Genomic DNA, 14345 nt, shown 5'->3' with positions numbered 1-14345 from the left:
AGAATACAACTTCTAATGGTGAAAAGACAATTTAAAAATCTATGGAAGTCTTGTTATAACGACCTGATTATTGCAATCGATAGGTTTTGGAATAAACTCTATGTATTTTTTAATATTTAGAATATAATGAAAATCTTTCACATTCCCCCTCCAACCCATCCGAACTGAATCAGATAATAGAATACGATAAAACGCGGAATTCGAAAAAGACATCCTTGAAAAAAAAGAGCATAACGCATTTTCATAGCACCTGCCGCCAATGAAACCCAGGAATACGGAAGAGGCGTCAAGGCCGCAAGCACTACGGCCCAAAAACCGTAACGATGCAAATAGTGTTCCAACTTTTGTTCGTGTTTTTTAACGAAACTAGCAACACCTTCGATCTTAGGAAGGAGCACCCTTCCCGTAAGATAAGAAACAGTTCCACCGATCAGACTTCCAATCGAAGCCGAAACGATGACAAGAATCGAATTGAGCTTTCCGGCGACGGCGATCATCAAAAATACGTCGGGCGGTATAAACACGTGCAAAGAATCGGCGAACATGATTCCAATTCCAACTCCGAATACTCCCGTAATCTCTATGAATTTTTGGGAAATCGCCAAAACGGGTTCGGGGAAAACACGCGCGAGGAACACAACTCCTAAAACAAGAATCACAATTCCGACTAACGTTTGACGGAATAGTTTTCTTACGACTCGGTCCGGCTCTTTACCAGAAACTTCCTTATTTTCTGTGGAACATTCTTTCAAGGTCATCTCTGCTCAACTTTACTAAGGTCGGTCTTCCATGCGGACAACGGGAAGGATTTTCGCAATAACTCAGTCTGTTTAAAATTTCTGCCAGAATCGGATCGGAAAGCTGATCCCCTTTTTTGATTGCGGAACGGCAGGCCACGCACTTTGCCATCAGATCGTATAACTCCGGTTCGCTGGTCTCTTTTCCCTCGGCTCTATTCAAAAAATCAAGCACGATTTCTTTTTCTTCCCCAGGTTCCATATACGCGGGAATTTCTCTTAAAACCACGCTGTCTTCCCCCAAAGGATCCAAAAATATTCCAACTTCCTCATATTCTTTTTTTCGATTCAAAATGTCTTCTTGTTCCTGTTTAGATACGTCGATTCGGATCGGCGTCAAAAGAGGTTGAATTCCGTAATTTTTCCTTTCAAGCTTACGCAAAACCTCTTCGTAGCGGATTCTTTCGTGGGCCGTATGCTGATCGATGATATAAAAACCGTCTTCGGCTTCCGCGAGAATAAATGTTTCGAACAAAACTCCAAAATGTTTTTTCGGAACAAAGGAAGAATGTTTCACCCGTTCGTCCGTCAGAGAGGACAAAGACGTCCCCGGCCCCATCCGATCCAAATCGAATCCTTCCTGTCTGGAAACTTCGGTAAAAAGTTCACGGCTGAGCAACGGACCTTTTTCAAACTTGGAAAAAGGACGAGTCTGATAAAGAGAACTTGTTTGAAACATTTCGGAAGTCGGTTTTAAAAGTCGTTTTTTCAATTCTAAAAAACTGACCGGCGTGCTGGATCTCAGTTCTTTTTGAATGAGAGTCAAAAAGAATCCATTGAACCCCTCTTCGTCCAAAAAGCGGATTTCCTTTTTTGCCGGATGGACATTAACGTCCACTCTTGAAGGATCGATTTCGAAAAATAAGAAACAATACGGGTGAGCGTTCGGTGGAAGTAGTTCATCATAAGCTTTTTTTAATAAAACGGAACCGTATTTGATTTCAATCGGCCTTCCATTGATAAAGACGAATTGCCCGGTTCGATTCGATTTGTAAAAGTCCGGATCGCTGATATAACCGCTTGCTCTGATTCCTCCGCGTTCCAGACCGACTTCTAAGAGATGATCACGGAAATTTTCCCCGAATAAATCAATGATTCGGTCCTTTTTATTTTCTCTAGAAGGAAGTACAAATACCTCCTTTCCATCCTGAAAAAGACGAAAACGTACATCATGTCTTGCAAGAGCTTGCGTAGTAACTCTATCCTTGATTTTTTTATCTTCGGAACGGATCGACTTTAAGAATTTTCTTCGGACAGGAGTATTAAAAAATAATTCCTCCACAAGTATTTTTGTTCCGACAAACCCCGGAGTTTCTTCTTTTTCGGATATTTTTCCTCCGATCGAACAAATTTTCCAAGCGGTCTTTTGATCCTTTATTCCACTTTCCAACGTTAAGCGAGATACCGAAGCGATGGAAGCCAAAGCTTCTCCTCGAAATCCATAGCTGAGCACGCTTTCCAAATCTCCATAATCTCGAATCTTACTCGTAGCATGTCTTTTCAAAGCGGGCTCTATGTCTTCCGGATCGATTCCCGAACCGTTGTCAGTGATGCGTAAAAGGGAAAGCCCTCCGTCCTTGGACTCCACATCCACTTGAGTCGCTCCCGCATCCATGGAATTCTCCATCAGTTCCTTGACGACGGAATGCGCGGATTCAATGACTTCCCCGGCGGCAATCTGATTGATGAGTTCCGGACTAAGTTCCTGAATTTTTCCCATGAATGATTCCAATGTCGGAACTCTTACTAAGTCTGTCAAGAACGGGATCTATGAATTTTTTAAAATATCAAGGTTAAACTTATCTTATCAGGAAACGGTCAAAGTAGAATTTAGAACAAAATCTCCTATCGCTTCACCGGAAATGAATCGTTAAACGAATCCACTCCTAAACATTTAAAGAAACGTAAAATTTCAGCATAAGCTTGCATCCTATAACATGATATTTTTTTAATGCGTTTAGAACCTTGGACAATTCATTTGCATGCAAAATCATTGAATCTCTTTTTTTACAATCGATCACAAATTTATTTCCAAACTATGAAAATGATTCAGAGCAGTCTGTTCTTTAGATTTAAGTTCGTTCGCTTTTTTTTTGTATTCAAATCGAATCAATCTCCAAAGTAAACGAACTCAAATTAAGGAGACAACATGTTTCAAAAAGTATTTCTCTCTCTGCTTACCGGATCCTTTGTTTTAACTCTTTGTTCGTGCGAGGATAAAAAAGAAGACAACACTGGAATTCTTTTCTTTCTTCTATCCGCAAGCGGAGCATTAGGTTCTTCCAACACTTCCACTCCTACTTCCACTTCCTGTAAAAACGAGACGTTCTGTAGAACCTTCATCGCTACCAATAACGGAGCCGGTTACAATGGAAATTTAGGCGGTATATCGGGAGCGGACGCGAAATGCACCGCCGCAAAACCTTCCACCCTCACAAGAACTTACAAAGCATTGATAACCGATCAGCAGACAAGACATGTCGTTTCGGCCGGAGATGGTTCGTCATCTTTGAGGGACTGGGTCCTCTACCCAAATAAACAATACCGCAGAAGTGATGGAACCACGGTTACGTTTACCACAAATGCGAATTCAATGGTAACGGGAGATTTAGAGAATGGAATCGACTCCGGGGCCAAAAAATATTTTTGGACGGGTCTTGCTCATCCAGACGATCCAGGATTCTTTTTATGGGAAGGAGGAAGAATTTGCAATCAATGGGGGGATGCAAATGGAGCTGTAGGAGGAGCTACAGGAAATACAATGTCCACAAACGCTCATAAAACTCCCGAAGGAGCCTTTACCGTAGACACTCAGGCTTGTAACTCGAACCTTAACCTTCTCTGCGTAGAGCAGTAACTTTTTTTAAAAGATCGCTCTCAATCCGCAGAGCGATCTTTTTCTTCCGGAAATAAATAAATTCTCTTGCAGTTTGAAATCTTTCTTAAAATTTTCTTTGTACAAAAAATTCAGCATACGGGCCCCGACCTTGAAAAATATACGGTACACAAAGAAATCTAACGTACGACTTTGTCGGAATCGATTGCCAAAAACCCTTATGCAAGTTTGAAAAGAAAGACGGCGAGCCTTTACTTTTACAAGATTTTATTCCGTTGACTTCCCCTTATCGATTCAAAAAATTGTAGGAAGCTCTGGCTTATTCCTTAAGAAACAAACTTCGGATCTTTACAATCTACAGGTAACTTTGTGAAAAAAATAATTCCCATTCTTTTCGTCTTATCTCTGGTATCACCTTCCTTCCTAATCGCACAAAGTCAGACGGAAGCGTCCAATCCTTCTTCGGCCGAAGCCGGAAACAATCCCACGACAACCGAAGTGGTCCCTTCCGACGAAGAACAAATCGTTTCCACGGTAAAAAAACTCATCGGTTTTATTCGTTATAAAAAGAACGATAAGGCGATTGCACTCATACACGTAAAACAGTTCAGCAATCAGCTCTTAAAATCCTCCGGTAAAATCGGCGACTCCGATCGCAAAGAATTCGAGGAAGCGATCGGTGAATTTATCGCTCACCGTAGTTTCCCGATCGCATACAAATATTTCGACAAAATCGACATCAACTACGAAAAACCCACCATCAAGGGAGATAACGCGACCCTCGCCTCTTCGATCATTTGGAGCGGTTCGGAAAGGATCACCTTTTCTTGGATCCTAACAAAGATAGAAGGAGCTTGGTATGTCACCGACTTTTTAAACGAAGGAAAATACGCCTCCGAAACCAACCGGGTGAAATCGGTGGATCCTTCCATCAAAAAGAACGGAATCAAACAAACCATCGCCTTGATCAGAAAAGAAGCTAAAAATTAAACATCAATGAGACAACTTCTTTCCAGACTCACTGACTCCATTCTCTTAAACCCAATCCGTTCCTGCAGTGTACTTGCCGTTTTTCTTTTCCTCTCTTTCTGGCAAGCATCTAAACTTACGGTGAACAGCAATAACTTGGAGTTGCTTCCAAAAGACAATCCTTCCGTCGTCAAAACTCAAAAAGTAATCGAGATGATCGGAGGAAACGGATTCTATATCCTCAGCATCAAGTTCAAAGACGAAAAGGAAATGACGGATCATCTGGTCAAAGCCTTTGCCGCAAGAAAAAAAGGGCAACCCGAAGTCGTAGAAAAGGAATTGAAAGAAGCCGAAAAGGTTAAACAACAAAACGTAGCCTATTATAAAGAAAGAGAGAATGCGATCAAAAAAGCTTCGAACGTACTAAACGAAAGACTTCTGAAGGAAAAAAAATTCGTTCAATATATCTCCTACCGCTACAACGTATCCTTCTTACAAGATAGACTTCCCCTATTTTTAAAAACCGAAGACTTGCTAGAAGTGCGCAAGCGGGTCAAAAGAAAAATCGACGAGGAAGTCGAAAGAGCCAATCCGTTCTTTATCAAACTTTCCGACGAAGAATACAACCCGGACTTCAGCGATATCCTTTCCAAATATCAGAAACTTGCAAAAAGAGATATATTCGACGAATATAATATATCTCCAGACAAAGGGATGTTGATCTTTTTGATCAAACCAGCAGGCTCTTTCACTGACATAGAATTCAATATCGCTCTCGATAAAAAAATCAAAGAAATTGTGGCCGAACTCGCTCTCGACAAAAATGGAATCCAAATCGGCTACACCGGCACCTACAGATTACATCTGGACGACTATGAAACACTGATGGCAGCTCTAAAGCCGATCGCAATCACTTCGTTTATCGGGATCGCGGTGCTTTTGCTTTTCTTTTTTAGAAATCCTCTTTTTATCTTGATTCTTCTCGTTTCTCTTCTCTCCGGAATTTTATTCTCTTTCGGTTTGACTACGATCGTAATCGGTCAGCTCAACTCGGTAACCAGCATCATCGCATCCATTCTAATGGGACTCGGAATTGACTATGGAATTCAGTTCTTATATCGTTTTCGGGAAGAATTCACCCGCGGTCAGGATACCCTTCGTTCCATTAAGGACACGATCTATCATACAGGAATCGCATCCTTTATCTCAGCTCTGACCACCACTTCCGCTTTTGTTGTACTCGCGTTCTCCGAGTTTCGAGGTTTCAGCGAATTCGGAATCATCGCGACATACGGAATTTTGATCATTGCGGTTTCTATGTATGGTGTGACCGCTCTTCAGATCACTCTCCTTTTTCGTTTGTTTCCTTCCCTCAAAAACAAATTTCTACTTTCGGCAAAAGAACAAGCGACTTCTCCCCTTCTTTACCGCTTTTATAAAAAACCGGGCCTTTTGACGTTAGTTGTTCTTGCTATCGTTCTGGTGATTTCCTTTTTCAACTTCAACCCCGGAATTCGATTCAACTACAACGGACGGGATCTGATGGTGGACAATCTGGACTCGGTCAATCTCTACGACGAAATCGGAGATAGATTCGATATCAGTTCCGATCCTCAGGTAATCGTCGTGGACACTCTCGAAGAATCGGAAGCCGTTTTCGATTACATGACACCCGTACCGGACGAGATCGCAGGTTCCGTGGATCAGGTGGTTTCTCTCTGGAACTTCGTTCCTCCAAAAGGGCAACAAAGGGCAAACTTAAAGATTTTGAAACAACTTCAATCGGATATGAAACCGGTCAAAGCAGGTTTCTTAAAACCGGAACAGAGAAAATATATTCCCGTGGTAAAAAAATATCTGAACGTGAAAGAATATTCTCTCTCCGAGGTTCCTATCTATTTCAGTTCTCAGTTTACGGAAGTAAAAGGTTCCAAAGAAAAAGGTCATCTTGTATTCATCTATCCTAAGGTCGCTCTCTGGCACGGGCAAAAACTTCTCAAGTTCTTCGATGCCGTTGGAAAATTACATTATCCTAAATTATCCAGAAGAGTGTTGAACACTCTGCTCTACGACTCGAACGGACATATAGCCGTTGATCCAATCCGTGATCGATGGACTCCAGCAGAGGAACGTCTGATCGTAAAAACTCTGAATACGTATTCCGCCCCCCAATTCAAAAATTTGGGACTTTTAGACGGAACGATCTCTTTTATCTTAAAAACGAGACCGTTTTCCAACTTGGAGCAAGCAAGATCTCACAAATACGTTTCCAACACCGCGGGAAGTTTGATTCTTTTTGCAAACCTCATCAAGATCGTTCAAAAAGAAGGAGTAACTGCATTTCTCGTCACTCTAATTCTCGTAGTCATCGTATTGATTCTATTTTTCAGGGGAATCGTTCCCGCTTTGATCTCCTTGATTCCCCTCGTTCTCGGGATTTTCGTCACTCTCGGAATCATGGCGGTGTTTAGAATTCAATTGAATTTTATGAACGTTCTGGTGTTTCCGGTCATTATAGGTTATGGAATTCAGAACGGGATCTATATCTATTATAGATTCAGAGAGGATCACGACGTAATCCGCGCCATGTCCATGGTCGGTCCTGCGATCATTGCATCCACGTTAACCACCCTTGTGGGATGGAGTTCTCTTTTAATCGCAGATCAAAAAGGACTCAAATCCATCGGTATTGTAGCGAGCATCGGGATCGCCTCTTCCTTGATCATTGCGCTCACTCTCGTGCCAGCCATTCTTGAAATCGTCTATCGTTCCAGAAAAGAAGAAGAGCAAGAATCCAAACCGGTCGGCTTCGAAGAGGAAGATCCGAATTCTTCCGATGCAGCCAAAACCCCGCCTTCTACGCTTCAAATGACCGAAGTTTCTCGAACAACTTCTCCCAAAAAGAAAAGTACCAAGAAAAAAGCGACTGCTTCCAATAAAACAGCCGCTAAAAAGAAATAAGGAGTATTTCAGAATGTTACGATATTCTTTACTATTTTTCTATTTGATTTTCACGATTACGAACTGCACAGTTAGATATGTAAAAGCGGGTCCAATTTGGGAAAAAGAACTGGCTACATTCAAGAGACTGGCGGTACATGTTTCAGCGGAAAGTGAAACAGGCAATTCCGAAAAACAGTTAGCGGCAAAAATCGCAGAAAATTATCTTTCTCATCATAAGGAATTTATCATATATCCTTTCAGTCCCGGAAACGGAACCTGCGGAAGCTCCGGTAAAAAAGTTCAGGGAATTTTTCAGTTGAAGATCCGCGAAAAAGAAACTTCCGATAAGGTGGAACTGAGCGCGCTTGGAAAAGTGATTCACTGCACGAAAGGTGAAATTCTCTGGGAAGGTTTGGCTGAAGATTCTTATTCTAAAAATACAGGAGAAAATCAATCTCTTATCAACACATATACGCAACTTTACGGAAAGGAAATCGCCGGAAAAGTGAATCCGTATTTCTTCCTACTTCAAAGTCTTTTGGATAAATTGGACAGTCCGATTTTGACAGAAGAGGAAAAAGACGAGAAGATCGAAGTGGAAGCGAGATGATATTTTTCCGTCGTTGATCGAAGATATAAATCCGAACAAAATCTTAAAAATTCAGGCAGAACCTTAAAATCTCCCCGGGATTTTATAACTTTCTAAGTTTTTAAAACGTAGAAACACTCTCACGTTTTACTGTAAATTCCCACAACCTGAGAACTCACCCTAAAATATAAGTCTTAAATAGAATGTGGGAACTTTTCACAATTACATTTTTGGCCGCATCCAAGAGAACGGCAAATTGTAAATTAAGACCAAAATACTCCGACTATAAAGGTCTTATGTGTCGTTTGCCAACTTTAGAATTAGATAAAAACGAAAGAGGATAAAAGTTCAATGCTACCGAAATAAAAAAATTCTCTGGAATCCAAACTGAGAAATATTCTTTACCCGATCTCTTCTTTGCCGATCGTCACCTACTTTAAAATCTCGTCCTGACGTCCCATCAGTTTTATGCCTAGTCTTGGCCCAATCTCTTGGACAATCCTCGAAGCAACGTAATTTCCCCAACGAGTCGATTTTTCCAAACTAAAACCGTGGGTCAGTCCGTAGAGAACACCCGCTGCAAAACAATCACCTGCACCGGTCGTATCGATGGGTTTCGTTGGAAATCCACCAACGTGAGCAACTACTCCGTTCTCCGCAAAATAGGCCCCATTTGCGGAATCAGTCATAAAAACGAGAGGAGAAAGACCCGCAATAAATTTCAAAGCTTCGAGTTTATCTTCCTTTTGAGAAAGGGCTTTGGCTTCTTCCGCATTGCAGAAAACAATATCGAAGTAATCTTTTGTTAAGCGAACAAAGTCTTCTCTGGAACGATTCACACAAAATGGGTCACTATATGTGTAAGCCACTTTAACTCCGTTCTTTTTAGATTCTTCCATTGTCAAAAGAGAAGCTTCTTTGGTTCCCTGACCATCCCAGAGATATCCTTCAATATAAGAAACGCTGGAGGACTTGAGTTTGTCCAAATCTACATCCGATTTTTGTAATGTGATGGAAATCCCCAAGTGGGTAAGCATCGTTCTTTCGGCGTCGGGAGTGGTCAAAACGACGCAGGTTCCGGTATGTCCCTGATCTTCAGGGACAACTTCGAAAAGAATCCCGGCATTCTCCATGTCCTTTTTATAAAATTCTCCATAAGTATCTTTGGAAACTTTTCCGGTGTAGGCTCCAGTTCCTCCTGAATTGGCGAGTGCGATCATCGTGTTTGCCGCGCTTCCCCCCGAACGAAGTTCTTTTTTGCTTCCTTCAAGAGCGGTCAAAACCTCTCCTTGTTTTCCGGAATCGACCAAGGTCATAATTCCTTTCTCAAATCCTAAACGTTTGATAAAAACGTCTTCCGTAGGAACTAAAATATCCACGAGTGCGTTGCCGACTCCGAATACGTCGTAGTGTTTCATCAATTTATCCTTTTCTTTTCCATTCGATCAATTCCCAGCCGGCATCTTCCCGAAAGAAAACACCTCCTCCTCCCACCGTGTCTTTCAGAAGTTCCAAAAATTCTTCCAACCGTTCGGTGATAACTCCGCTGAATAGAAAATGATCTGTTTTAATAGATGCAATTTTTTGAATATTCGCTTTTAATACAGCAAACGTAATATTGGCGATCAAAAGATCCCATGTTTGTCCTTGGATCTTTTCATGATCGAAACCGCCCTCTTCCACGGCTAAAACTTCCGAGGAAATATCGTTTTCGTCCCGATTGAAAGCAGCGGATCTCACACTGTTCGGATCCACGTCCACTGCTAAAATCAGGGAAGCTCCCGACTTTGCCGCGGCAACGCTCAAAATCCCGGAACCGGTTCCCACGTCCGCAATCTTTTTACCGGAAAGATTCAAGTTCCCCATTCTCCCCAAAACAAGACGAGTAGTCTCGTGATGCCCGGTTCCAAATGCAAGTCCAGGATTAATGAGCAAAGGGAAAAACTCTTCGGGAGTTGTGCCTAACGCGGTATCCTTTTCCCAAGTAGGAATCACTCGATAGGAGCCCACAATAAAAGGTTTATAAAATTCTTTATAAGCTTCCTCATATTCTTTAGTCTCGATCCATCTGGATTCCAAAAAGAAAGCTTCACCCGCATTTGCCTTTAGATAGATGAGAATTTTAGTTTCGTTCTCATTGTCTTCTTCCGCGAGATAGACACGGAACTTCGTATCGTCCGAAATGATTTCTTCATGTGGAGCACGCGGAACTTCTCGATCAAACAGGATCTCGTAATATCCCACAATTCCTATCTCATCTAAAAAAGTAGTAAAGTCCTCTGCGATCTCTTTAGGAATGCTTAAAATGATTTCTCTGTACTTCAAATCGTTTCTCAGGTCTCATCCAGAATTTCCGCATCAACCACAGTGTCACTTAGGTTTTCATCCTTTAGGACGAAAGCCCGAAAGTCTTTTACGATCCAAACCCAGATTCCCACAAAAAGAGCTGTGGAAAGCCAAGCGCCAAACCTAGACTGAGGAAGAACAAAAAAATTGAAAAGTCCGTGTTGAGATACCGCGAGTAAAAAAGCTAAAAACAATGCGAGTGGCCGATCCTTCGGTTCTTTTCGATTGGATTTTACGAACGCTAAAGCAAAACATAAATTGATGAGAAAATGAGCGTTCGAAGACCGAATTGTTCTTCCCACAAACATCGCGATTCTATCTTCTTCCTTTGCGGAAAAAATGTAATTTGCGTTTTCAATTCCCGCAAATCCAAGCGCGACAAATCCTCCGATGAGAACTATTTCTTTCCGAAACTGATACTTCTTCCAATCAAACGCCAAAAGTAATCCGGATAAAAGAATCAAAATTCCTTTGCAGAACTCTTCCATCATCCCCGCTTGGATAAACGCAATATGTGCAGTCTGAGTAAGAATATGCCCACTACGTTTGGGCGTTGCGATTTTCACCTCCGGCCAAAAAATCGGATGCAGTTTTAAAACGATTTCCGTAGATAAATAACCTAGAAAAAAAGCGAGAAAAATAAGCACAACCTTCCGTCTCGTAATCTTTCCCGGAAACAATAAGATCAAAAAAAATCCCCAAGGAAAAATGGAAAGAAATCCAAGAAGCGCTACTTCAAGGCTCATAACTCCTCCATATAACGCCCGTCATACATCGTAACGAGTTCTTTCTGAAGGGGGGTAGGCATCGCTTCTGGATCGATGCTTCCGTTCCAAAAAAGTTCCGTGACTCGAACATAACCCTTGGTTCCGGGAGGAGGCATAAGAGGAGAAAGACTTTCTATCAGCTCCAAAGTCATCTGATCCTGTTCAGGATACCCGGACGCTTCCACAAGATCCACGTCCACAACCTCTCCATCGGGAGTTACCGTATAAGCGACCACTGAAGAATAATTTCTCGGAGCCCTTCTCCAATATTCCATAAAAGATTCCGGACCTCTCATCTTTGCTGAGATATAATTCGAATATGTGGAAGGTAATTTCTTTCCTCGAACCTGCCTGACTTCTCCTTTGACCCTTCCTTCTTCCGCGGGTTTATCTTCGGGGATTTTCTCCCCTTCTTTTTGAGTCGGAGTTTCCGTTCCCGATACGGCCCCGCCGTTTAGACCTTCTACCTCATTCGGAAGATTAGGATCGATAAAAAAGAACTCCAAATTCTCCGGAGTAAAATGAGTTCTTTGTCTTTCCAATTCCTTTTGTTTATTCTTTCTCTGAAGAGTCACCGGTATTATCAAAACCAAAGACATTAGAATCAAATGGAGCAGAACACTATATGATAAATTACTAATAAATGTACTTCTCGGAGTTATATCATCCGGCTCTGAACGAAAGACCTTACCCAGTAGAAACTTGGAAATGAGTTGGATTCCTATCATTCCCCCGAGAAAAATCAAAATTGGAATTACACTCGAAGTAATCTTAAAGAAAGTTTGATCCCGAATCCCCGGTTTTAAACCCATCGACATGAGAAAACGAATTCCATCTGCGGGTTCGAGCCAGGAAAAGAACGAAGTCGAGAAAAATAGCAAAAGAAGAAGATATAAGAATAAAATCGAAAAACCTTTCCAGAGATTTCCGATATAAATATGACCCCATCCCGGAAAAATCCAGTCTCTGAGTTTCGAGTATTTCCGCTTCAGAAGTCCCCATTGTCCCCGAAAACCGGAATGACGTGCAACCCGGTTTTGTTTTTCAAAAAGTTTCCAAGGTCTTCTGAATAGAAAGAATTGTTTTCCTCTGCTTAAGAGAGTATCACCAGCAATCAAAACCGAAAAGAAATAGAGAAAACTATCCTCTAAGATTCCGAGTTGTCCGTATTCCAACCGATACGGATCTTGAAATACGAGTCTTGAAGTCAAATATCCCGCGACAAGAAGGACGAGAATTTTATAGTGAATTCTTTCTATCTTCTCTTCCGGAACAAAAACTTTGGAGTGAAATTTCGACTTACGTTTTCTTTGTATTTTGAGATAAACAGAATGAGCGATTAAAACCAGAAGTCCGATCAAAACATAGAATCCGATCAACCACTCTCCCAAATCTGAAACGAGAGTTCGGACGAAAGTTTCCACAATCGGAAAAAGAATCGCCGAAACTTCCAAAGGATAAAGAACGATCCAGCAGGCAATCTGAAAGAGTAAAGAACCAAAGGCAGAAGAACGAACTTCTCTACCTTTGGGAAAAGCGAAGAGTACACCGAGAGGGAAAAAAATTCCCAGTCCCAAAAAAGGGGAACTCCAGGATAAGAAATTGACTCCGAAGATGACTAGTTTCTTTTTCAGGCAAGGTCTCCTTGGACGTTGCAAAACAGATTTCTATCAACCATTGGACCCGAGCAAGGAGCACAGGCAAACAGAAATCCTTCGGAGAGAAGAATTAAAATACTTTATTCCGAAGTCCCGAACGAAATTCTGGACGCATGGAAAAAAAAGAAAGTCTCGATTCTTCATTGAAAGAAATCGTATCCGTCTGCAAACGCAGGGGGTTTGTCTATCCCGGTTCTGAAATTTACGGAGGACTTTCCAATACTTTCGACTATGGTCCTTACGGCGTAGAACTTCTCCAAAATCTGAAACAGCTCTGGTGGAAATTTTTTGTACATCTCCGAGAAGACGTGGTAGGTCTCGATTCCTCCATTCTTCTCAACCCGAAAGTTTGGGAGGCATCCGGCCACGTTTCCAACTTCACCGATCCTTTGATTGATTGTAAAAATTGTAAGACCCGAATCCGCGCGGATAAGTTTCTAGAGGATCAAAAAGGAGAAGGATTCGCGACTGGCCTCACTCTTGAAAAGATGAATCAAATCATCAAAGAAAATGACTTCTCCTGCCCGAACTGCGGACAAAAAGGAACATTTACCGAAGCCCGGGACTTCAATCTCATGTTCAAAACTTCTCACGGTGCGAGCGCGGAAGATTCCTTGGATATTTATCTCAGACCGGAAACCGCTCAAGGAATCTTTTTAAATTTTAAGAACGTAGTCTCCACCACCAGAAGAAAGATTCCGTTCGGAATCGCTCAGATCGGCAAATCTTTTCGGAACGAAATCATGGCCCGACAATTTGTTTTTAGAACGAGAGAATTCGAACAGATGGAAATGGAATTTTTTTGCGAACCGGGAACTCAGAAAGAATGGTTTTCTCACTGGGTGAATTATTGCATGAATTGGTTGACCGAACAGGTTGGGATCAAAAAAGAAAACCTAAGAATCAGAGAACACGAAAAGGAAGAATTATCTTTTTATAGTGAAGGCACTTCCGATATCGAATTCAAATATAATTTCGGCTGGGGAGAACTCTGGGGTATCGCTTCCAGAACCGACTACGATTTAAACCAACATCAAAAATTTTCCGGCGAAGATCTGAAATACCAAGATCAGGTTCAGAATAAAAAATATATTCCTTTTGTCGTTGAACCCGCGTTAGGTGTAAATAGACTTTTTCTCGCCGTCGTTACCGACGCTTACGAAGAAGAAAAACTTCCGGATGGGGAAATAAGAACCGTCCTTCGCTTTTCTCCCAAGATCGCCCCAGTTAAAGTGGCCGTTTTTCCTTTGATGAAAAAAGACGGATTGCCTGAAAAATCCAGAGAAATTTTCGCGGATCTTTCAAAACTCGGAAATATTGAATACGACGACAGCGGCGCAATCGGAAAACGCTATCGTAGACAAGACGAAATCGGAACTCCTTTTTGTATTACAGTAGATTATGATACTCTAAAGGATGATACAGTTACCGTTAGAGAAA

At 41.7% G+C, this 14345-nt stretch carries 11 protein-coding genes (1 of these 11 only partly in view); 5 read left to right on the top strand and 6 right to left on the bottom strand.

The features are described 5' to 3' along the window. Window positions 1–137 precede the first annotated feature (137 nt). On the bottom strand, window positions 138–758 hold the full coding sequence (locus LEP1GSC190_RS04810; protein WP_036036746.1) for a YqaA family protein: 621 nt from the start codon (window positions 756–758) through the stop codon (window positions 138–140). Beyond that, window positions 727–2517: a DNA mismatch repair endonuclease MutL gene (mutL, locus tag LEP1GSC190_RS04805; protein WP_002745485.1), complete on the bottom strand. Its 1791-nt coding sequence runs from the start codon at window positions 2515–2517 to the stop codon at window positions 727–729. The genes LEP1GSC190_RS04810 and mutL overlap by 32 nt, the downstream gene beginning before the upstream one ends. Before the next feature lie 429 nt (window positions 2518–2946). Here mutL and len point away from each other — a divergent pair, with 429 nt between their 5' ends. The 4 genes from len to LEP1GSC190_RS04785 all read left to right on the top strand — a co-directional run bounded on the left by len (window position 2947) and on the right by LEP1GSC190_RS04785 (window position 8155). Beyond that, entirely contained in the window at window positions 2947–3654 is a 708-nt protein-coding gene (gene len, locus LEP1GSC190_RS04800; protein ID WP_002745422.1) for an endostatin-like outer membrane protein, LenA/LenB family, read from the top strand. Between the two features lie 348 nt (window positions 3655–4002). Next, the gene (locus tag LEP1GSC190_RS04795) at window positions 4003–4623 is read left to right on the top strand and encodes a hypothetical protein (RefSeq protein WP_002745461.1); all 621 of its coding nucleotides are present in this window, start codon (window positions 4003–4005) and stop codon (window positions 4621–4623) included. A 6-nt stretch (window positions 4624–4629) separates the two neighbouring features. Then, a complete protein-coding gene (locus tag LEP1GSC190_RS04790; RefSeq protein WP_002745391.1) occupies window positions 4630–7563 on the top strand; it encodes an efflux RND transporter permease subunit in 2934 nt (977 codons plus the stop codon). A 13-nt stretch (window positions 7564–7576) separates the two neighbouring features. Beyond that, window positions 7577–8155, top strand: coding sequence for an MXAN_6521/LA_1396 family lipoprotein (locus LEP1GSC190_RS04785; RefSeq protein WP_002745477.1), 579 nt, complete (start codon window positions 7577–7579; stop codon window positions 8153–8155). A gap of 410 nt (window positions 8156–8565) precedes the next feature. On the opposite strand, the gene LEP1GSC190_RS04780 is transcribed toward LEP1GSC190_RS04785, so the two are convergent. From LEP1GSC190_RS04780 to LEP1GSC190_RS04765, 4 genes are read right to left on the bottom strand one after another with little or no spacing between them, the layout of a single operon-like run. Beyond that, window positions 8566–9552: an adenosine kinase gene (locus tag LEP1GSC190_RS04780; protein WP_002745525.1), complete on the bottom strand. Its 987-nt coding sequence runs from the start codon at window positions 9550–9552 to the stop codon at window positions 8566–8568. 4 nt (window positions 9553–9556) lie between these two features. Beyond that, the gene (locus LEP1GSC190_RS04775; protein WP_002745427.1) at window positions 9557–10459 is read right to left on the bottom strand and encodes a 50S ribosomal protein L11 methyltransferase; all 903 of its coding nucleotides are present in this window, start codon (window positions 10457–10459) and stop codon (window positions 9557–9559) included. Between the two features lie 8 nt (window positions 10460–10467). Further along, complete coding sequence (locus LEP1GSC190_RS04770; protein ID WP_002745588.1) at window positions 10468–11226, bottom strand: PrsW family glutamic-type intramembrane protease; 759 nt, start codon at window positions 11224–11226, stop codon at window positions 10468–10470. Next, the gene (locus LEP1GSC190_RS04765; protein WP_002745636.1) at window positions 11223–12905 is read right to left on the bottom strand and encodes an energy transducer TonB family protein; all 1683 of its coding nucleotides are present in this window, start codon (window positions 12903–12905) and stop codon (window positions 11223–11225) included. Before LEP1GSC190_RS04765 ends, LEP1GSC190_RS04770 begins: the two co-directional genes overlap by 4 nt. A gap of 113 nt (window positions 12906–13018) precedes the next feature. Here LEP1GSC190_RS04765 and LEP1GSC190_RS04760 point away from each other — a divergent pair, with 113 nt between their 5' ends. Further along, window positions 13019–14345, top strand: the 5' portion of a protein-coding gene (locus tag LEP1GSC190_RS04760) for a glycine--tRNA ligase (RefSeq protein ID WP_002745581.1). The gene runs 68 nt beyond the window's last position; the window shows 1327 of its 1395 coding nt (coding positions 1–1327); its start codon is at window positions 13019–13021; the stop codon falls past the right edge of the window.

Source organism: Leptospira mayottensis 200901116, from assembly GCF_000306675.2.
GTDB lineage: Bacteria > Spirochaetota > Leptospiria > Leptospirales > Leptospiraceae > Leptospira > Leptospira mayottensis.
The sequence above is the reverse complement of the archived record's forward strand: the minus strand, read 5'-3'. Positions and strand labels throughout refer to the sequence as shown.